Here is a 20115-nt window from a genome sequence, read left to right on the forward strand (position 1 = left end):
GACAACTCCAGTCAAAGGAACACCAGTTCGAAAGGTTGCAGCAGGCAATCCAGCAGGTTTGCCGGTAGAACCGGCGGCCGCTCACCATCTTTTTGCATCTGGCTGGCATGGGCTGCCAGGGCCTTGCGCTTGCGCGCCAACCGGGCTTCATCCAGCTGCAGGCGGTGGGCACGGGGCCAGGGCAGGCGAGGGTCGTCGGGTTGCGCCCAGTGCCAGGCCCAGACCGGGACCTCGGCCAGTTGCACTTGCCGCGCCAACGCCGCGTGGGCGGCGGCGCGCCCGACGGCCTCGTGGTCGCAATGACCGTCATTGCGCCAGGTAGCCATCAATAGGTCGTCCGGGCGCAACAATTGAGTCAGATGGCTGACGAGGAACGCTTCCTCTCGCGGCAATTGGCCGTCCTTGAGGTTGAGCCGGCGCCAGTCCACGCGGTTCGGGTCCAGGTCAAGCTGCTGCAATGCCAGGCGACTTTCCTGGGGGCGTTGGCGACGCAGGCGATGCTCGCTCCACTGGGTTGAGCCAGGGTGGCTGCCTTCACCATCGGTTGCGGAAATCAGCACCAAGTCGGCTTCACGGCCTTTGAAACGGCTCAGCAGGCCGCCTGCCATGAGGATCTCGTCATCCGGGTGGGGCGCGATCATCACCAGGCGGCGCCCGGGCGGGCAGAGCCGGGCGGGGTCGAGCCAAGTGGCCCGGGCCAGGTGGGCGGCCTGTTGCCAATCGGCCCAAGGGGTGCCGCTGCTGGCCTGGATCAAGTTGACACTCATAGCTGCCACGCCCCTGCCGGCACCTGCGCCAGCTGTTGGCCCAGCGCTGCCAGGTCACGCTCCGCGTGGCTCTGGCGCAGATACACCGGCAAATCGGCGCTCAAACGGGCGAAGTGGCTGTTGCGGCAGAACGGTGTGGCACCCAGCGCCCGCCCGACATGGCTGATGACCTGCTCCACGGCCTGCTCAACCTGGGCGCGGGTGCGCCGCACTTCAAAACTGGCATCTGCACCCGGCTGCCGGTCGACCCAGGCGGCGCATTCACGCAGCGCCGCACGCGCACCATACAAAGCGGCGTCCACCGCCCCGAGGTGGGCATCGGCATGTGGGTCGGGCCGCGGCTTGCGGCAATACTCGCGCAGGTAGTCGGCCAGGGCCTCGGCCGCACCATACCAGCACGCGGCGATACCGCCGCCGCCGTGCCAGAAACCAGGGCGCGCCAGGTACTGGCCAGGTTTGCCGATCAGCGTTGCCGGGGTGTTATCGAAGGTGACCTCGACGCTGGCCGTGGTAGCCATGCCCACGGCTTGCCAGTGCTCGATGTTCAGCCCCTGGTCAGGCTGCGACAGTTCGATGGCGACCAACTGCTGCTGACCCTGCTCATCCCAGGCCGTGAGCAGTGCCCGGTCGATCTGCAACGCCCCGGAACACCAGGCTTTGGTGCCTTGCAAACGTACCCTGTCGCCGTCGCGGGAGGTTATGACCGCGCGGGCATCAGGTGGCTCGGCGGCCCACACGCCCCAAATGCCTTCTGCCACGTAATGCGCAGCTGCGCACTCCGCCAGAATCGCCAGGGCATCGGTGTGGCCTTCATACAGTTTGGCCAGGGCCAGGTCGCAACCCGCCACGCGGGCCAACGTCTGCCAACGGCGCAAGGTATTGCCCTGGCCTGGCAACGGCAGCAGGTCCAGGTGGTCGGCCTGCAACGCCTGCATCAGCTGAGGCAACTGAGTGTCGAGGTTGAGGGGTTGCTGACGATCACCGAATGTACGCAGTAGGCGGTCGAAGTGGGTCAGGTTGAAGTCCTGGACGATGCTCATGGGCGGGTCTCCTGATGCGTGGCCACTAGGCAAGCCCCAGCTGTTTGCGCATGCGCGCGGTAATGGACTGGCGGACCTTGCCCAGGTCCGCCCACGGGTCGTCAACCTCCGCCAGGCGCGCGGGCAGGTTGGCGATGTTCCATTGGTTGGCGGCCTTGAGCGTGGCCAGTTCCTCCCGCCAGATGGGCACCGACACCGGCAGGCCTTCCCGCGCACGCAGGGAATAGGCGCACGCGGTTGTTGCCCCCCTAGCGTTGCGCAGATAGTCGATGAAGATGCGGCCGATGCGGTTTTTGGGCCCTGAAACAGCGCTGAGGCGGTCCGGGAACAGCTTGGCCAGGTACTCGACGATGGCATGGCTGAAAGCCTTGACCTCGTCCCAACCCGCGCGGCGGGTCAGCGGTACTACCAAGTGGATGCCCTTGCCGCCGCTGGTCTTGAGGAACACTTTCAGGCCAAGCTCGTCGAGCAGGGTGAGGGTGAGTTGAGTGGCTTCCAGCATGGCCTTCCAGGGCAGCGCCGGGTCAGGGTCGAGGTCGAGCACGAAGCGGTCGGGCTTGTCGAAGTCCTTGTCAGTGGCGTTCCAGCTGTGCAGCTCGAGCATGTTCATCTGCACCGCGCCCAGCAGGGTATCGGCGCGGTTGATGACCATGGCCGCCTGGCCGGCCTGGGCCTTGTCGTATTCCAGCACATTGGGCAGGTGCAGCTGGCTGGCGTTCTTCTGGAAGAAAAGCTCACCGGCCAGGCCATCGGGTGCGCGCACCAATGCCACCGGGCGGTGCTGGATCTGGGGTAGCAACCACTGGCTGACGGCGGCGTAATACTCGGCCACATCGCGCTTGGTCATGCCCGTGGTAGCGTCGATCAACCGGTCAGGGTGGGTAAGATGCAGGTCCTCCGAAAGGGGCGCTGCTTTGCCGCGTTTGCGGCGGGGCGTGGTCTTGGTGGGCATGGGGCGTTCCAGGTCGATGGCGGTGGCGGGCTTGTCATCGCGCAGGCCATGGAAGACCGAATGGCGCACAATGCCGTCGCGGGTCATCTGGGCATACGCCACTTCAGCCAGCAGCTGCGGCTTCAGCCAGTGCACACCCCGGGCTTCTGCGCCGCTGGGCGGGCGGGCCACGGCGGGCTTGGCAATTTCCAGTGGCTGCAGGCGGGTATGGATGCTGGCCAGGGTGGCAGCCGTGAAGCCGGTACCAACCTTGCCGGCATAGCGCAGCTCGCCACTGTCCGGGTCGTGCAAGGCCAGCAGCAGGGCCCCGAAACCGCTGCGGCTGCCTTTGGGGTCGGTGTAGCCAACCAGCACGAACTCCTGGCGCTGCTTGCATTTGAGCTTGATCCAGTCCGCGCTCCGCCGGCCGCTGTAGGGGCTGTCTGCACGTTTACCGATCAGCCCTTCGAGTTCCAGGCGGCAGGCGCTGGCCAGCAGGGCGTCGACCGGTTCGTCGAAGTCGGCGGAATATTTGAGTACGTCTGACGCGCCGTGATCGAGGAGGGTTTTCAGCGTTTCGCGGCGATCCTGTAGCGGTGCCTGACGCAGGTCCTGGCCACCCAGAAAGGGCAGGTCGAACACGTAGTAAGTGATGTGCTCGTCCTGCTCGGTGTCGAAGGCGTTCTGTAACGCCTGGAAGTCCGCTGCGCCATTTTCGTCGGCCACTACCATTTCGCCATCCAGCCAGGCCGAATCGATGCCCAGCGCGCGCAGTGCCGCGATCTGGCGGGGCATCTTGCTGCTCCAGTCATGGCCATTGCGGGTGAATAGCCGCACATCGTCGCCCTCGATGCGGGCCAGGATGCGGTAGCCATCGAACTTGACTTCATAGCGCCAGTCGCCTTGGGGCGGCGTGTCCACCAAGGTGGCCAGCTGTGGCTGCAACTGGTTCGGCAATGCGGCCTGGCGGGCCTTGCCGGGCCGCTTGCGGGTAGCCCGCTGCTTGGCGGCGGTTTGCTTGGCTGCCGGCTTGCGGGGGATCAGGGTGCGGTCACTGAGCACACTGTCGGGCTGCGCGTCGACGATGCTGTACTCGGTTTCGCTTCGGGCCTGGGCATCGTGGGATTTGACCAGCATCCATTGTTCTTTCTTGCCAGCCAGGTGAGTGCGGAACAGGTTCCAAACCCCCGACAGTTTTTCGCCTTGCAAGCGAAACTTGAGCTTGCCCTTGGCATAACCCTCATGGGCGTCACCCTCCGGCTCCCAGATGCCGCGATCCCACACGATGACATCGCCCGCCCCGTAGTGGCCTTCAGGGATATGGCCCTCGAAATCGGCATAGTCCAGCGGGTGGTCCTCGACGTGCACGGCCAGGCGGCGCACTTTCGGGTCCAGCGACGGGCCTTTGGGGATCGCCCAGCTCTTCAACGTACCGTCCAACTCCAGGCGGAAATCGTAATGCAGGTGGCTGGCGTCGTGTTTCTGAATGCAGAACTGCAGCGCATGGGCTTTTTTGCCACGGCTGCGTTTGCCACTGGGCTCGGGCGTTGCGTTGAAGTCGCGCTTGCGCGCGTATTCCTGCAGGGGCTTGGCCATGTCCGGCTCCGGGCGAATCGCTCTCTGTAGAGCTGGGAGGCGCCGGGCACGCGTGGAGTTCAAAAAACTCTGAATCTTCGGCCGCCGGATGCAGTCGACCGAATGCAGCCAACTGACGGAGAACGTACATGGCCCGAACAGAAGATCCCAAGCCCTATACCCCAACCGAGATCGACGACACCGAGGACCGCATGGGCAGCGTGCACGAACTGGACTTCGATGAGCGCCTGGACGAACGCCATGGACGGGTAGGGGATGAGCGCCCGGCGAGCGAGATCGAGCGCGAATTCCCACCAGAGCGTGTTGCCGAAAGCGGCATGACGGGTGGCGAAGCGCTGAGCGACAGCCTGCATGAAGACAACGTCACCTACGACGACCTGAGCCCGGACACCCTGCTGGATGAAACCGGCGCCCGTGACCCGCACGAGCCCGGCGGCGGCGACGGCCCGGCTGACATGGACCTGCGTGAAGTGGATGCCGACGAAATCGGTGGCGGCTTTGGGCTGGACGAAGCCGAACTGGCACGTTCCGCGCCGCTTGACGGCGAACCCTGGACCGATGATGTGATCGATGACGAGGAGAGCAGATCATGAACCAGCAACGTTGTGCCTGTACCGATTGTTCCTGCACCGTGGATGCCAATGCCTTGCAGCGGGACGGCAAGGCCTATTGCTGTGAGGCCTGCGCCAACGGCCATAGCCATGGCGAGGGATGCAGGATGCAAGCCTGCCATTGCAGCGAAAAACCGGACGAAAATGCCGTAGACAATGCGCTGGATGAGACCTTCCCGGCGAGCGACCCGATTTCCCCTTGAGCTCGCCTTGTTGGCGCGGCACCAGGCCGCGCCGACGTTAACCGCGCCTGCCCCGCACCATCAGGTTTGCACCGAATTGTCGCGCTGGCGCATGACCTTGGCGCGCTTCTCAAGCACCAGATAAGTCACGATCGCAACCACCAGCGGTATCAAGTAGTACAGGGTGCGATAGCCTAACAGCGCGGCTACCAGCGTGCCCTGCGCCATCTGACCGTGCAGCAGGGCGAGGAACACCGCTTCCAGCACACCCAGGCCCGCCGGGATATGTGCAACCACGCCTGCCACGCAACTGATCAACAGGATCCCGAGGATCGCGGGGTAGAAGGCGTCGCCCGGCAGCAACCAGTAAATCAGCAGCGCCATCAATGCCCAGTTGCTGGCCCCCAGCGCTACCTGGCAGAGTGCAAGGCGCAGGGTTGGCAAAGTGACTTCGTGCTCGCGCCAGCGCCACGTGCGCTTCTTGGCCAGGCCACAGGCCAGCAGGTACGCCGCGGTAATCGCCAGCAACAGCACGCCGATCAGGCGCAGCCCTGTGGTGCCCACCGCCCAGTTGCCCGGCAGTTCGACCAGACCCAGGGCGAACACACTGCCGGCCAGCAGCATGTAGCCCATCCAGTTGGTGAGCAGGCCCAGCGTGAGAATGCGCGTGATGGTGGGGGTATCGAGCCCCAGGCGCCCATACAGGCGGTAGCGCAAGGCAACCCCGCCGACCCAGGTGGTGAAGTTGAGGTTGAACGCGTAGCACACGAAGGCGACCGGCAGCACTTGCCGGGCGGGCAACTGATGACCGGTGTAGGCGCGGGCCAGCAAGTCGTAGCTGGCGAACGTCAGGTAACTGCACACCGCAATTGCCAGGCCCACCACCAGCGTTCCAGGCTTGTAGGCGAGCAGCGACTGGCGCACTTCGTTCCAGTCCAGGTTGCGGGCCAATTGGTACAGCAGCACAGGGATCAGGATCAGGAACGCCACCGTCAATACGCGCTTGGCCCAGGTTTGCCAGGTTGTCCGTGCCATCAGGTATTGCCCTCGTGCAGGTCGCCGGCCGGGGCCTCGACGTCTGGCTGCAGCGAGCGCAGCCGTTGGCGGTGTGCCGGCAACCAGCCGGCGATGCGCGGGAAATGGCGCGCCGCATGGAAGCAAGCGAATATCAGCGGTGCCCGCCACCAGTAGCCACGGATCATGCGTTCCAGGGTCACCGGCTTGCACTGCTCGTGCGCAAGTGACTGCAGGTGCTCGCCGAGCAGCTGGTTGAAAGCGCGATCGCGGATGAACAGGTTGGCTTCCAGGTTCAGCGACAGGCTCAGCGGGTCGAGGTTGCTGGAACCCACGGTCGCCCACTCGTCGTCCACCAGCGCCACTTTGCCGTGCAAGGGCCGCTTGCAGTATTCATGAATGACCACGCCATCGCGCAGCAGGTAGTTGTACAGCAACCGCGACAGCGCACGGACCCAGCGCATGTCTGGCTGCCCTTGCAGGATCAGGTGTACAGCCACCCCTCGCCGGGCAGCGTTGCGCAACTCGCGCAGTAGCCGGTAGCCGGGGAAGAAGTAGGCATTGGCCACCACGATACGTTCTTTGGCACCGCGAAACGCCTGCAGGTACTGGCTTTCGATGGCTGTCCTGCGCACGCCGTTGTCACGCTCTACCAGCACGGCGGTGGTGGCCCCGGCGGGCTCGGTCAACGGCCGCACGGCGCTTGGGTCCTGCAGCACCGGCGACATCAGGCGCTTGCTGGCGGCATGCACCTGTGCCACCACCGGCCCGGTTACCTCGACGGCATAGTCCTGCTTGGCCATGGGGCCGAAGTCGCCCAGGTGATCGGCGCTGTAGTTGATGCCGCCAATGAAGGCCCGCTCGCCATCGATGACCACGATCTTGCGGTGCAGGCGCCGGAACAGGTTGGTACGCATGCCCACCAGGCGCGGCTGCGGGTCGAAGGCGTGGAAACTCACCCCGGCATCTGTCATGGCAGCGATGAATGGCGCGGGCAAGTCACCGGTACCATAGCCGTCCACGACCACCTCGACACGCACGCCGCGGCGCGCCGCATCTATCAGCGCCTGCTGCAGTTGCCGGCCGACCTTGTCGTCGAAAATGATGAAGGTTTCCAGCAGGATTTCCTCCTGGGCACGGGCCATGGCCTCGAACACGCAGGGGTAATACTGCTCGCCGTTGATCAGCAACTTTACGTTGTTGCCCTCTACCCAAGGTCTGTTCACAGGTGAATCTCCGCGGCCAATGGTGCGTGGTCGGAAAGGTGCGACCACGGGTAATTCGACAGTACCTGGGCGGCGCTCGGCATGGCGTTGCGCAGGTAGATGCGGTCAAGGCGCAGCAGCGGCAGACGCGCCGGGAAGCTGCGTGCCGGGGTGCCGAAGCGCTCGCCAAAGGCCTCTACCAGGTGCTCGCCCAACACGGCGTCTGCCTTCAGGCGCCAGTCGTTGAAATCGCCGGCGACGATGACCGGGGCTTGCGGCGGCAGGCTGGCCAGCAGGTCGAGCAACAGCTGGATCTGGCTTTGCCGGTGCGCTTCGCGCAGGCCCAGGTGCACACAAATAGCGTGCACCTGGGCGTGCCCTGGGACCTCGAGTTGGCAATGCAGCAGGCCGCGTTGTTCCTTGCCTTGCACCGACACATCGAGGTTGTTGAAGCGTTTGATGGGAAATTTGGACAGCAAGGCGTTGCCGTGGTCACCTTGCGGATACACGGCATTGCGGCCATAGGCGAACTGGGGCCACATGCTGTCGGCAAGGAATTCATATTGCGGGGTATCAGGCCAGGCCGGGTGGCGCAAGGCATGTTGCTGATGGCTGCCATGCACTTCCTGCAGGAACACCAGGTCTGCGCCGGTGGCACGCACCGCTTCACGCAGCTCAGGCAGGATGAAGCGGCGATTGAAGAAGGTGAACCCCTTGTGCACGTTCAGCGTGAGTACGTTCAAGCGGCGCACGGCGGTGGACTGATCGGTGCTGCGCGGCAAAGCAGTCATGGGTTCGTTCACAAGGCCACCTCCGGCACAACGCCCGGTTCGGTCATCAATTCATGGTCCAGCGACAGCTTCTGCAGCAAGCGGCGGGCGTCGTAGGGCGCATGGACCTTCTGGTCATTGTCGAAGTAACAGTACACGTCACGGGCCGCACGCCGGGGTGGCGGCCCCGGCACGATCAGGTGCGCGTCGTCTGCCTGACTGCCTTGGCTCCAGTGCAGGATGCGCTGTTTCCAGCGGCGTAACGCGCGCGCGGTATAGCCGCTGCTGTAGAGCTCCACGTCGCCGTGCAGGCGCATGTACACGAAGTCGGCGGTCACATCTTCGGCATGCGGCCACTTGCCGGCACTGTCCGCAACCACCAGCGCAACACGGTGCTTGCGCAGCAGCTTGATGAACGCCTCGCAAAGAAAACTCTCGTGGCGTATTTCCACCGCGTGGCGCAAACGTACATTACCGGTGATTGCAAGGCCGCCATTGTCGCGCAGCCGTTCGGCACAGCCCCGGGCGCATTCACGCGCAGCTTTGCGGTCACGTGGCAGCAACTGCAAAAACCGGGCAAAACGCTCTTCGTCAAACTTCATGTTCGGTGGAAACTGCCACAGAAAAGGCCCAAGCTTGTCGCCGAGCAGCAATGGACCGGAGGCGAAGAAGTTGGCCACCGGCTCTTCAATTTCCTTAAGGCGCCGCACATGGGTGATGTACCGTGGCCCCTTGACTGCGAAAACGAAGCCATCCGGCGTTTCATCACGCCAGCGCAGGTAACGCTCTGGGGTTTGCAAGCTGTAGAACGAGCCGTTTATCTCGATGCTGTTCACGGCCCGCGAGGCGAACGCCAGTTCATCGTCCTGGCGCAGGCCTTTGGGGTAGAAGTCCTTGCGCCAGGGGCCATAGCGCCACCCGGAAATGCCGATGCGGATATCGCTCACGCTGTCGTCCTCATCACCGGTTCCTTGTTCGGTTACTGTGAAGGTGCGACTGGCGCAGAGGGCCAAGGGTTCACCGCGTTTGACCAACGGGAGCGGTCCTGACAGGTTGAACTTTGCCGGCGCAGACGATTCCACCGGGTAAGCGCCCAGGCGCGCAAGCCCAGGAATTGACCTGCCAACGCTGGAGGCAAGCATGGCCAGACACATCATTCATTTCACCGGGCCGATCAATTCATCGACCTGCGGCAACTTGATCAATACCTGCTCAAAGGCGTTGCAGCAGGGCGCCGAGGTGCTGCAACTGAACATCGCTACCATGGGCGGCGAGTGCAGCTACGGTTTTACCCTGTACAACTTCCTGCGGGCGCTACCGGTGCCGGTGCATACGCATAACCTGGGCACCGTCGAGTCCATGGGTAATATCCTGTTCCTGGCCGGGGAGTGGCGCACGGCATGCAGCTACAGCAAGTTCCTGTTCCACCCGTTTCACTGGACCTTGCATGGCTCGGTCGACCATTCACGCATGGCGGAATATGCGATGAGCCTGGATTACGACCTGCAGCTGTATGCGCAGATTGTGGCCGAGCGCACACAAGGGGCGCCCGAGGTGCTGGATGTACCGCGCTACCTGATGGCGTACCCGCGGATTCTGGGGCCGCAGGAGGCTCTGCAAAGTGGCGTGATCCATGCCATCGACGAGATGCCGATCACGCTGGACATGAACCAGTGGAGCGTGCACGCCTGAGGTTCATACCGGTCGGCCATCAGTACGGCACAGTGCCGCTCAAGGTTTCGATGGCCTCCACCAGTTCGTCGTAGCCGACCGGCTTGTTCAGGTGCCGGTCGAAGCCGGACTGGCGCGACTTGTGCTGATCTGCACTGGCACCGTAGCCGGTGAGGGCAATGGCCGGGGTGTGGCGCAGATGGGCATGGCTGCGCAGCGCCTTGATCAAGGCATGGCCGTCCATCACTGGCATGCCGATGTCGGAGAGAATGATGTCGAACTCCTCACCCGAGGCCGCTTCCAGCGCCTCGCGGGGGCGGCTGAAGGCGCGCACGCTGGCGTTTTCCATTTCCAGCAGCTCTTGCATGATCTCCAATACCTCGACCGAGTCATCCACCAGCAGCACGCGCACGCCCTGCAGCCGGCCCTCCCTGGAATGTTCTGCAAGGTCGGCGCAAGGCGGGGACTGCACGTTGCACAGGGGCAGGCGAACGGTGAAGGTGCAGCCCATGCCCAAACCGGCCGAACTGGCCTGCACGGTGCCGCCCTGGGCTTCGACCAACTGCCGCACCAACGACAGGCCGATGCCCAGGCCTTCACGGTTCTGGTTGGCCAGTTGGGGAGCCTGGCTGAACAGGTCGAAGATGTGCTCCAGGCTGTCGAGGCTCAAGCCTACGCCTTGGTCGATCACCTGCAGGCGTGCCTGTTGCTCGTCATGACTCAACACCAGGCGTATCTCACTGCCTGCCGGGCTGAATTTCAGGGCATTGTTCAGCAGGTTCCAGATGATCTGCTCCAGGCGCGTGACATCGCCCTCGATCATCACTGGCAAGCCGTCGGCAGGCAGCTCCAGGCGCACCAGGCAGGGGTGTTGCTCGCTCACCACCACAGCGTGAATGCCGCGCAGGATGGCGCCAAGGTCTACCGGCTCGGTCTTGAGCTTGAGCTTGCCGGTACGGATGCGGGCCACATCCAGCAGGTCGTCGATGATCCTGGCCTGGCTGCCAACCGCCTCGCAGATGGTAGCTACCGCCTTGCTGGCGGTGCCGATCTGCTTGATCGAGGGCAGGCGGCGGAGCATTTCCGCGTTCAGCTGAATCAGGTTCAGTGGGTGCTTCAGTTCATGCGACATGATGGCGAAGAACTCATCCTTCATGTGGCTGGTGGTTTGCGATTCCGCCAGCTGCTTGCTCAAGCGTTCCTCGCCCAGGCGCACATGCTCTTCGGCAGCGTGGCTGCTGCTGATGTCGATGAAGGTCAAGACGGTACCGTCGATTTTCTGCTCGCTGGAGCGGTAGGGCAGCAGGCGTGCCAGGTACCAGTGGTCGCGCTGGCCGCCAACTTCCCGCTCGATCACGGCCTCACCCTGGGCCACGGCACGGGCATCATCGGCCATGGCCGGGTAGTCCAGGCGGTGCGTGATGTCGAGCAATGAGCGGCCGGTATCGACCGGTAAAATGTTGAACAGGTCGGTGGCGCGCGGCGTGAACCAGCGGATATGCAGGTTGCGGTCGACGAACACGGTGGCGATTTCGGTGCAGGCGATCAGGTTGCTCAGGTAGTCGTTGACCTTGTCGGTCTCCTCCACCTTGTTCTTCAACTCGTAGTTGACGGTGAGCAACTCCTCGTTGATGGATTGCAGCTCTTCCTTGCTGGTTTCCAGCTCTTCGCTGGCCGAGCGCAGCTCTTCGTTGATTGCCTGCATTTCTTCGTTGGAAGCCGTGAGTTCCTCGCTGGATACCTGCGACTGCTCGATGGTTTCCTGCAGCTGCAGGCGGGTACGCTGGAGTTCACGTTCCAGGTTGTGCAGGACCATGCTGTCGGTCTGGCGGATGACGCCCGGCAGTGGCAGGGAAGGGTCAGGCGCCCGCTGCTCGAATACCACGAGCAGGCAATCGCCGTTGTGCCCGTCGTCCTTGTAAGGCTGCACGGTGATCTCCACCTGCAACGGCTGTTGGCCATCGCCCAGGTCGACCGGCCTGGAGGTGACCGCTTCGGTGCCTTGGCGCGCCTGGAACAGCGTACTGCGCAGCGCCAGGCGCAGGCTCGGCAGCACCAGGCCAAGCAAATTGCGGCTGGGCTCGCCGCCGCCCAGTTGCAGGAAGCGCCCGACACTTTCGCTCATGTGCAGGATATTGCCGTCCACATCCGCGATAAGGCTGGCCGGCATGCGCATGGCCAGGGCGCGGTGGTGCAGCTCGGCATAAGAGGGCTTGCGCCCAGGCTTGGCCTTGGCCAACGGGTCCAATGGCAGGCTGGCGCCAGTACTGCCAGGCACCTGCCGCTCGGCCCGGCGCCCGGCATTGCTGACGTCACGGGCGCGGAAGATCCGGTTACGCTTGTCCACCGGTGCGAACAGTTCACCCACCACGTCGGCTGACTCGGACGAGCCTAGGAAAAGATGGCCGCCGGGGCGCAAGGCAAAGTGGAACATCAACAGGATGTCGCGTTGCACTTCGCGGTCGAGGTAGATCAACAGGTTGCGGCAGACAATGAGGTCAATTTGCGAAAAGGGTGGGTCCGACAGCAGGTTGTGGCGCGCGAACAACACTTTTTCGCGCACCTCCTTGCGCACCCGGTAATGCTGGTCTTCCTTGACGAAAAACTGGCGCAGCCGGCTGGGCGGCACATCGGTCACGATCGCCTCGGAATACACGCCCGTGCGCGCGATGCCGATGGCACGAGCATCGAGGTCGGTGGCAAACACCTGGACCTTGCGGTTGCGCTGCTCCAGTGCAAGTTGCTCACAGATCAGCATGGCCAGGCTATAAGCCTCTTCGCCGGTCGAGCAGCCGGCCGACCAGACGCGGATCTCGTCATGGCCGTCGACCGGGTCATGCTCGCTGGCCAGCTGCGGCAGCACATGCCGCTCCAGGGCCTCGAAGGCTTCGCGGTCGCGGAAGAAGTTGGTCACGCCGATCAGCATGTCTGCCAGCAACGCCGTGGACTCGGCGGGGTTCTGCTCCAGGTAGTGCAAGTAGCCGGCGAGGTTGCTTTGCCCGGTCACGTGCAGGCGACGTTCGATACGTCGCAGCACGGTGGCGCGCTTGTAGTGCTGGAAATCGTGCCCCGTGTTGCTGCGCAACTGCAGGAGGATCTCCTCCAGCAGCGGCTCGCTGGCCTGGGCGTCGCCAACGCGGGTGCCCAGCGCCGGGGGCAGGGTGTCATCCTCGATTTCCGGCAGCCGGACCTGCCGGGCGTTACGCCACAGCTCCAGCAGCTTTTGTGGCATCTCGGCCACGGGCAGCACCAGGTCGACCATGCCGGTTTCGATGGCAGCCCGGGGCATGCTGTCGTACTGGGCATCGTCCGGGGTTTGAACCAGGGTCACGCCGCCTTGCTCCTTGATCCGCGACAGCCCCACGGCACCGTCGGCGCCGGTGCCCGACAGCACCACGCAGAATGCATGGTCCTTGTGCACGTCGGCCAGGTCGCGGAAGAACAGGTCAATGGCCACGTGGTCGCCACGGCGGCGATTGGCGGGGGTCACGCGCAGGTAGCCGTCATTGGTGGAAAGGCGATTGGCCGGGGAGATGACATACACGTGGTTGCGCTCGATCGGCACCGGTTCGGTGACTTGGCGCACGGGCATTTGCGTGGTGTCCTGGATGATCCGGTCGGCCACGCTTTGATGATCCGGCGACAGATGCAGCACCACCACGAACGCCATGCCGCAGTCACTGGGCATGTGCCGAAACAGCGTGCAGATGGCTTCCAGGCCCCCCGCGGAGGCCCCGATGCCCACCACCGGAAAGTCCAAGTGGCTTGGGCTGAGTGCAGGATTTTGCGGCGAGGCGGGTTGCTTGGGCGAGGACTTCATTGACGGAGCCTTGTACAAGAGCCTTACAGGCGGAGCGTGACTGCACAGTCACACCTGGATAGTGAGGCGATTATAGGCCGCTACCCTGCAGTTGTGACTGCTGCATGCGCGATAAAGTGCGGCCTCCCTGCAAATGGGGCACAAATAGTTGGCCTGGGCGTGTTTAAGGCCGCCGGTCAGCTGCCCGTGAAGCGTGTGAGACAAGCGGGTGATTGCAGGTTCGGAATATGAACATGGGCAACCTTCCGTGCGTGCACTGCATGAACGCACAGGTTGCGCAACCGCGTATTTATCGCAAGGAGAAACCACATGGCGCAAGATCAGGAACGTACCCGCCAGCGCGGCGGTACCAAAGAAACAAACCCGGGCAACTTCGCCAACGACCGTGAGCGTGCATCGCGCGCTGGGCACAAAGGCGGCCAAGCTTCGGGCGGCAACTTCGCCAATGATCGCCAGCGGGCATCGGAAGCCGGACGCAAAGGTGGCCAGAAGAGCCACGGCACTCGCAGCGAGTGAAGGTACTGCGCGAACGGTAGTGTGCCCGTAGGCGCACGCCGCCCGGGCGCCGCTGGTGCCCGTCGATCGATATTTTTTTGAATCTTCTGGTCCTGCCCCGATCAATCAGGGTGTCATCCATGGAGAAGAGGAGGCCCCTGCGATGCCTGCCCCACAGCTGTTCATCATTGATTACCAACTACATGGTCAGCCGCGCAGTTTCATCATTCGCCTGGACCGCCTGGACAATGCCGAAGCCTGGCATTGGGCGAGTTGCGATGCGGGCATTGGCATAATCCCCAAATTCGGGCGTGAAAAGATCAGGAAGGTCAGCCGCCCGATGGCCGAACGGTATGGGATTACTGGGGTGAGCTGGCGTCTGTCAGGAAGCAAACCGAATCACTCGGTGGGCGACCCTGCGGCAATTGTCTAACGGCAGCGCTCGGGCTGGCGTGGCTCCCTCCGCCCGCAGATGGCCCCAGTTCCAATTGCCGATTCAACTGAGAAACAAGGGCAGCGGACTGCAGCCGCTCCCCTTAACCCGCTGGCAGTAAACGATTCAGGCCCCGGACTCCGGATCGCTGGCGGGTACACCCGGGCGATCGTCGTCATCGCCCACATTCGGGTCGGTATCCGGGTCATCGACCTGGTCGTTACGCTTTTCTGGCTCAAGCTCCGGCCAGTCGTCCTGGGCGTTGCCCCCGCCCATGCGCAGTGCAGTACTCATTGCATCATCCTCCAGGTCTTGGTTAATGGTGTTGATGGTGCGCCGCGATGGGCGATCCAGCCTCGCCCATCGCATGCTTCTCACGGGTTTCGGGTTACAGCACCTTGTCGAGTGTGATCGGGAACTCCCTCACACGTTTGCCGGTGGCGTGGTAGATGGCGTTCGCCACTGCGGCAGCCACGCCGACCACGCCAATTTCGCCCACACCCTTCGACCCCAGCTCATTGACGACATCGTCGTGCTCCTCAACGAAAATAACGTCGATACCACCGCAGTCCGCGTTGACCGGGATGTGGTATTCCGCAAGGTTGTGATTGACGATGCGACCCAGGCCATGGTCGGTCAAGGCCTCTTCGTGCAGAGCCATGCCGATACCCCACACCACGCCGCCCAGGATCTGGCTGCGTGCAGTCTTCGGGTTAACGACCCGGCCCGCCGCCACGGCGCTGACTACTCGGGTGACCTTGATCATGCCGAGGTCTTCGTCAACCTGGACCTCGACAAACACGGCCGAGTGGGTCGCCGTGGAAAACGGTTGGCGCCTTGCACCAGGCTCAGCGTCGATTTGCACTTCGAACTCAGCGCCGGGGGCACTGGCGACGATATCTGCCAGGGCCACGCGATAGCTACCCGCGTGCAGGTAGCCACCGGCGAAGACGATCTCCTCCCGCGCTGCGCTCGCCACTTGCGGATGCATATTGCGGGCATGCTCCAGCACCTTTGTGCGTAACACCTGGCAAGCCTGGCGCACAGCCGAGCCTACCGACGATACCGTGAACGACCCGCCCTGCAGGGGGGCGGTGGGCAGGGACGAGTCACCGAGTACGAAGGTGACATCCTCCACGCTGACGCCCGCAGCGTCGGCTGCGATCTGGGTCATGACGGTGTAGGTGCCGGTGCCGATATCGGTGGTGGCGCTGCTGACGGTGAGGTGGCCTTGGGCATCCAGGCGCGCTTTCGCGCTGGCCTTCATCTGCATGGCCTCCCAGACGCCGCCCGCCATTCCCCAACCGACCAACTGGTTGCCAGTGCGCATGCTGCGCGGTTGCGGGTTGCGGTGCTGCCAACCGAAACGCTCACTGCCTTGCTGGTAGCACGCCAGCAGCTCCTTGCTGGAGTAGGGCTTGCCCTCGTTGCCATTGTTGGCGGCAAAATTACGCTGGCGCAGCTCTACGGGGTCGATATCTGCGGCACAGGCAAGCTCATCCATCGCGCATTCCAGCGCGACCACCCCAGAACCGGCCCCAGGGGCGCGCATGTCCAATGGGGTGTACACATCCAACGAGGCGAGTCGGTAGTTGAGTTCAACGTTGTCGCACTGGTAGAGCATACCGCTCCATTCCACCAGGTGTTCGGTGAAGTCTTCGAAGCGCGAGGTCTGCCCCAGTCCATCGTGACCGACTGCCAGCAATCGCCCATCTGCGCCTGCGCCCAGGCGCAAACGCTGTTCAGTGCGGGGCCGGTAGCCGAACGTGAACATTTGCTGACGCGTCAGGGTGACGCGCACAGAGCGCTGAAGATGCAGCGCCGCCATTACTGCCAGGGGCAGCTGGTACTGCGGGCGCAGGCCCGAGCCGAAGGCACCGCCGACGAAGGCTGCGTGCACACGGATCTGGGCCTTGGGCAGGCCGAACACCTTGTGCAGGTAGTCCTGGCAGTTCTGCGTGCCTTGGGTCTTGTCATGAATTTCCAAGCTGCCGTCGGGCTTGTAGTGCACGGTGGAGGCGTGGGGCTCCATCGGGTTGTGGTGCTCGTTGGCAGTCAGGTAGGTGGCATCGACCTGCACGGGTGCCCCAGCGAAACTGCCAGCGAAGTCGCCACGCGGGGCCGGTGTTTCCGCCGGCGCCACATGCGACGCCTTGGTAGCGCCCAGGTCTGTCTCGTGAGGTTCCTCGGCGTATTCGATCCGGATCAATGAGCCTGCATACCGGGCCACCTCCAGGGTGTGCGCCACCACCAGCGCCAGGGGTTGCCCGCTGTACAGCACTCGATCGTTGAACAGGGGCCGAAAGGGTGCGCCCTCTGCTGCATCGGCGTCGCTGTAGTCATCGTCATAACTGGAAATATGCGGACGATGCCCATGGTCGAGCACCGCGACAACGCCGGGTACGCCCAGCGCCTGGGTAGCGTCGATGCGCACTACGCGGCCGCGGGCGATGGTACTGGACACCACGCTGCCGTGGAGCAGGCCGTCTTTTGGGTATTCGCCCGCATAGCGTGCCTGGCCGGTGACTTTAGCCACCCCATCCACGCGGTCCAGTGGGGTACCGACTACAGATTTGCTGTTGACCATGGTCATGCCCCCCCACCAGCGGCACTGTGCGCCGCGTCAGTCAATGCACGCACGATTGCACGCTGCGCCAGTGTTACTTTGAAACCGTTGTGGCTCAGCGGCTGTGCGCCCTGAAGCAGCGCCTGCGCGGCCTTATCGAACAGCGCCTCGGAAGGCACCTGGCCAACCAGCAGGCTTTCCACACCCGGGTCGCGCCATGGTTTGTGCGCTACACCGCCCAGCGCCAGGCGGGCGTGCTGAATTACATCGCCATCCAACCGCAAGGCCGCAGCGACCGACACCAGCGCAAACGCGTAGGAGGCTCGATCTCGAATTTTCAGGTAGCGGTAATGCTGTTCGAACAGCGGCGGCGGCAGCTCTACAGCTGTTACCAGCTCATCGGCTGCCAGCTGGTTATCACGCTCCGGATTGTTCTCGGGCAGGCGATGGAAATCTGCAAAGGGGATCTGGCGTTTGCCAGCCGGTCCCTCTACGTGCACCACGGCTTCGAGTGCTGCCAGTGCTACGCACATGTCGGACGGATGAGTGGCCACACAGGCCTCACTGGCGCCAAGAATGGCGTGTATGCGGTTGCGGCCGCTACGAGCAGGGCATCCGCTGCCGGGTTCACGTTTGTTGCAGGGGGTGCCGGTATCGTAGAAGTAGTAACAGCGTGTGCGCTGGAGCAAGTTGCCGCCGGTACTGGCCATGTTTCTCAACTGCGGTGAAGCGCCCGCCAGGATAGCCTGTGACAGCAACGGGTATTGTCGCTCGATCATCGGGTGCCAGGCCAGGTCGGCATTACTGACCAGGGCACCGATCAAGACGCCACCGTTGGCAGTGGGGTGCAGCCCATCCAGCGCCAAGCCTGAGATATCGATCAGGCGCTCGGGGCGGACCACATTTTCCTTCATCAGGTCGACCAGGTTGGTGCCCCCGGCGATGAAGCGCGCGCTGTCGCCAGCCAGGCTCACGGCTTCGCTGACTGACGCAGGCTTGTGGTAACTGAAGGGCATCATGGCTTCGCCCCCCGTTGTGGTTGATCCGGGTGTGCCATCAGCGGCTGGGCTTCTTCGATCGCGGCGACGATGTTGCCATAGGCACCACAGCGGCAAAGGTTGCCGCTCATCTGCTCGCGAATGGCCTCACGGCCGTCGGCTCGCCCTTCACGCACAAGCCCGACGGCAGAGCAGATCTGCCCAGGTGTGCAGTACCCGCACTGAAACGCATCGTGGGTGATGAAGGCCCGTTGCATAGGGTGCAGCACGTCGCCGCTGGCCAGCCCCTCAATGGTCACCAAGTCTGCGCCGTCGCACATGATGGCCAAGGTCAGGCAAGCATTGACACGCTTGCCGTCGCGCAACACCGTGCAGGCGCCGCATTGGCCGTGGTCGCAGCCTTTTTTGGTACCTACCAGGTCCAGCTGTTCACGCAACAGGTCGAGCAGAGTGGTCCACGGGTGGACTGCCAGTGTTCGTGGCTGACCATTGAGGGTCAGGTAGATGGGGTTTTCTGCAGCCCCATTGGAAGAGAGCGCGCTCATGGAAGGTCCTCACGGTCAGGGTTCACGCAGTTGGCTGCGTCTTTGTTGTGCGACCCGGGAGGTTGCAGAAACGTTCCACCGGCTTGCCAGGCGTGGAGAGGTGGCTATGGCGGGACGGCGTGCAAGCGTTATGGTGGTGAGCCGCGGGACGGAGTGCGAAGTTCGGGAGTGCTGGCCGGTGACCAAGAAGGCATCAGCGGGCGAGGGCGCGTGACCACCGGGATACGAACCGTGGCTGAATTATTGACGGGAAAGGGCCGAGATATTAGCGATCTACACCATTAACTCAACTAAATGAATATTTAGCGTAGTTATTATTGAAGGGCATCAAACTATCATTGCAAAAAAAGGGTAGTCGCTTCAAGGCGGTGTGGCGCGTCCGCCTGATGGCATAGGTTCAGGAGTGTCTTAAGCGATGGATTCAGACCTATGTGGCTGACGGAATCGATAGATGTCGATGCCTTGATCGAGGCCAAATCGCTATAGCCTTGCCGGTGCGGTTATCTGGGGCCGACGCTGCCAATCAGAGGCTTGGGGCTGTGAATCCGTGGAAATTGCAGTATAGATGCGGATTATTGGATCGCAATGGGCTTGCTCAGAGACAGCATTTTGCTGCGTAAGCGCTGTGCAGAGCTACCTGTGCAGCCTGCGGGATGCGAATACTGAGTCAACCGGCGAAGCGCAGAACTTAAACCTGGCAAGCGTGAAATTCGCAGATGGGTTCGGGGTCGTACTGACTCAAAGGCATGGATACGCCTGGATTGATATAGCTTGTCAGGCGCAGCGTAAGTCCAGAGCGTTTTGGGTTGCTGAGGTGTTGGTTCTGGAGCAGACATTTGAGCACCGCGCTTTCCCCAGAAGCACGCTCGGCAAATTTGTAGTAAGGAGCTAGAGGATGTTACGCGGCGCGATGCGCAGGGCGATACGCAGGGCGATGCGCCGGAGATTGCGGATCAGCGGGCTTTTGGGCTCGATAATGCAGCGCGACAGATGCGTGGTCGGAGACGCCTGGTGAGCGTGAGTAACTACCAAGGTCAGCGTGGCTTCGGATCTGCCCACCCAAGGCCCAGGTGTGAGCATGTAATACTGCGCATAATGCATATTATGTTAAATCCACTGGATTGCTAAATATCAGGATGATGTCACCAGTACCCGAAAACCATAATTTGTGCGAATTGACCATACACTAGGCGATTCAAGCATTTGCACTACACAGCTCAGGTACCTTCTCAGCTTCAGGAGCCCCGCCATCCCTGAATGCCTGCCTTGAAAACCATAATGCTGCTGCCTTGGATCGACCTCTAGAATCTCAATCACTCACTCCGTCTGTGACCCCTGACTGTCGACTGATGCAGTGATGAGTAAGCGATGCCTGTCCTCAAATCCGTTGGCGGACGCAAATGCCTGTCAGTTAAGCTTTACTGGGGCTGCTTTGCAGCCCTTCGCGGGCACGCCCGCTCCCACACGTTTG

Annotated in this window: 18 protein-coding genes; 5 read left to right on the forward strand and 13 right to left on the reverse strand. The window is 62.9% G+C overall.

The genetic code is table 11. The annotated features are described in order from the left end of the window. Positions 1–11 precede the first annotated feature (11 nt). The 3 genes from ACF8SD_RS03640 to ligD are packed head-to-tail and all read right to left on the reverse strand — an operon-like array spanning position 12 to position 4334. On the reverse strand, positions 12–767 hold the full coding sequence (locus ACF8SD_RS03640; RefSeq protein ID WP_392483775.1) for a PIG-L deacetylase family protein: 756 nt from the start codon (positions 765–767) through the stop codon (positions 12–14). Next, complete coding sequence (locus tag ACF8SD_RS03645; protein WP_392483776.1) at positions 764–1807, reverse strand: acyl-CoA dehydrogenase; 1044 nt, start codon at positions 1805–1807, stop codon at positions 764–766. The genes ACF8SD_RS03640 and ACF8SD_RS03645 overlap by 4 nt, the downstream gene beginning before the upstream one ends. A 25-nt stretch (positions 1808–1832) precedes the next feature. Beyond that, positions 1833–4334 (reverse strand): DNA ligase D, encoded by a 2502-nt coding sequence (gene ligD / locus ACF8SD_RS03650; RefSeq protein ID WP_173889183.1) that lies wholly within the window; start codon positions 4332–4334, stop codon positions 1833–1835. A gap of 128 nt (positions 4335–4462) precedes the next feature. Here ligD and ACF8SD_RS03655 point away from each other — a divergent pair, with 128 nt between their 5' ends. Together ACF8SD_RS03655 and ACF8SD_RS03660 are read left to right on the forward strand one after the other, a co-directional pair. After that, positions 4463–4927, forward strand: coding sequence for a phosphotransferase system, HPr-related protein (locus tag ACF8SD_RS03655; RefSeq protein WP_173889185.1), 465 nt, complete (start codon positions 4463–4465; stop codon positions 4925–4927). Then, positions 4924–5148: a metallothionein gene (locus ACF8SD_RS03660; protein ID WP_009686889.1), complete on the forward strand. Its 225-nt coding sequence runs from the start codon at positions 4924–4926 to the stop codon at positions 5146–5148. Before ACF8SD_RS03655 ends, ACF8SD_RS03660 begins: the two co-directional genes overlap by 4 nt. 60 nt (positions 5149–5208) lie before the next feature. On the opposite strand, the gene ACF8SD_RS03665 is transcribed toward ACF8SD_RS03660, so the two are convergent. The 4 genes from ACF8SD_RS03665 to ACF8SD_RS03680 are packed head-to-tail and all read right to left on the reverse strand — an operon-like array spanning position 5209 to position 9063. Beyond that, the gene (locus ACF8SD_RS03665) at positions 5209–6162 is read right to left on the reverse strand and encodes a lysylphosphatidylglycerol synthase domain-containing protein (RefSeq protein WP_054913143.1); all 954 of its coding nucleotides are present in this window, start codon (positions 6160–6162) and stop codon (positions 5209–5211) included. Continuing rightward, positions 6162–7367, reverse strand: a complete 1206-nt coding sequence (clsB, locus tag ACF8SD_RS03670) for a cardiolipin synthase ClsB (RefSeq protein WP_392483778.1) — start codon at positions 7365–7367, stop codon at positions 6162–6164. Before clsB ends, ACF8SD_RS03665 begins: the two co-directional genes overlap by 1 nt. Further along, on the reverse strand, positions 7364–8137 hold the full coding sequence (locus ACF8SD_RS03675; RefSeq protein WP_173891693.1) for an endonuclease/exonuclease/phosphatase family protein: 774 nt from the start codon (positions 8135–8137) through the stop codon (positions 7364–7366). Before ACF8SD_RS03675 ends, clsB begins: the two co-directional genes overlap by 4 nt. A gap of 8 nt (positions 8138–8145) precedes the next feature. After that, positions 8146–9063, reverse strand: a complete 918-nt coding sequence (locus ACF8SD_RS03680) for a DUF72 domain-containing protein (RefSeq protein ID WP_173889191.1) — start codon at positions 9061–9063, stop codon at positions 8146–8148. A 193-nt stretch (positions 9064–9256) separates the two neighbouring features. Here ACF8SD_RS03680 and ACF8SD_RS03685 point away from each other — a divergent pair, with 193 nt between their 5' ends. Then, entirely contained in the window at positions 9257–9808 is a 552-nt protein-coding gene (locus ACF8SD_RS03685) for an ATP-dependent Clp protease proteolytic subunit (RefSeq protein WP_392483779.1), read from the forward strand. Positions 9809–9827: 19 nt separating this feature from the next. Here the strand turns inward: ACF8SD_RS03685 and ACF8SD_RS03690 are convergent, their stop codons facing one another. Then, positions 9828–13607: a CheR family methyltransferase gene (locus tag ACF8SD_RS03690; RefSeq protein ID WP_173889195.1), complete on the reverse strand. Its 3780-nt coding sequence runs from the start codon at positions 13605–13607 to the stop codon at positions 9828–9830. Between the two features lie 309 nt (positions 13608–13916). Between ACF8SD_RS03690 and ACF8SD_RS03695 the strand changes: the two genes are divergently transcribed. Together ACF8SD_RS03695 and ACF8SD_RS03700 are read left to right on the forward strand one after the other, a co-directional pair. Continuing rightward, positions 13917–14123: a general stress protein gene (locus ACF8SD_RS03695; protein WP_173889197.1), complete on the forward strand. Its 207-nt coding sequence runs from the start codon at positions 13917–13919 to the stop codon at positions 14121–14123. A 142-nt stretch (positions 14124–14265) separates the two neighbouring features. Beyond that, on the forward strand, positions 14266–14535 hold the full coding sequence (locus ACF8SD_RS03700) for a DUF6555 family protein (RefSeq protein ID WP_173891694.1): 270 nt from the start codon (positions 14266–14268) through the stop codon (positions 14533–14535). Positions 14536–14661: 126 nt separating this feature from the next. On the opposite strand, the gene ACF8SD_RS03705 is transcribed toward ACF8SD_RS03700, so the two are convergent. The 5 genes from ACF8SD_RS03705 to ACF8SD_RS03725 form a co-directional block, all read right to left on the reverse strand. Next, entirely contained in the window at positions 14662–14829 is a 168-nt protein-coding gene (locus tag ACF8SD_RS03705) for a hypothetical protein (RefSeq protein ID WP_173889199.1), read from the reverse strand. A gap of 94 nt (positions 14830–14923) precedes the next feature. Then, complete coding sequence (locus tag ACF8SD_RS03710) at positions 14924–17122, reverse strand: xanthine dehydrogenase family protein molybdopterin-binding subunit (RefSeq protein ID WP_392483782.1); 2199 nt, start codon at positions 17120–17122, stop codon at positions 14924–14926. Positions 17123–17124: 2 nt separating this feature from the next. Further along, the gene (locus ACF8SD_RS03715) at positions 17125–18120 is read right to left on the reverse strand and encodes an FAD binding domain-containing protein (RefSeq protein ID WP_392483780.1); all 996 of its coding nucleotides are present in this window, start codon (positions 18118–18120) and stop codon (positions 17125–17127) included. Continuing rightward, positions 18117–18644 (reverse strand): (2Fe-2S)-binding protein, encoded by a 528-nt coding sequence (locus ACF8SD_RS03720; RefSeq protein ID WP_110676357.1) that lies wholly within the window; start codon positions 18642–18644, stop codon positions 18117–18119. Before ACF8SD_RS03720 ends, ACF8SD_RS03715 begins: the two co-directional genes overlap by 4 nt. Before the next feature lie 888 nt (positions 18645–19532). Further along, positions 19533–19745 carry a hypothetical protein gene (locus ACF8SD_RS03725; protein ID WP_392483781.1) on the reverse strand — a complete coding sequence of 71 codons (213 nt, stop codon included), beginning with the start codon at positions 19743–19745 and terminating at the stop codon, positions 19533–19535. Between the last annotated feature and the right edge of the window lie 370 nt (positions 19746–20115).

Origin of the sequence: Pseudomonas sp. CJQ_9, from assembly GCF_043106615.1 — a bacterium.
Classification (GTDB): Bacteria; Pseudomonadota; Gammaproteobacteria; order Pseudomonadales; family Pseudomonadaceae; genus Aquipseudomonas; species Aquipseudomonas juntendi.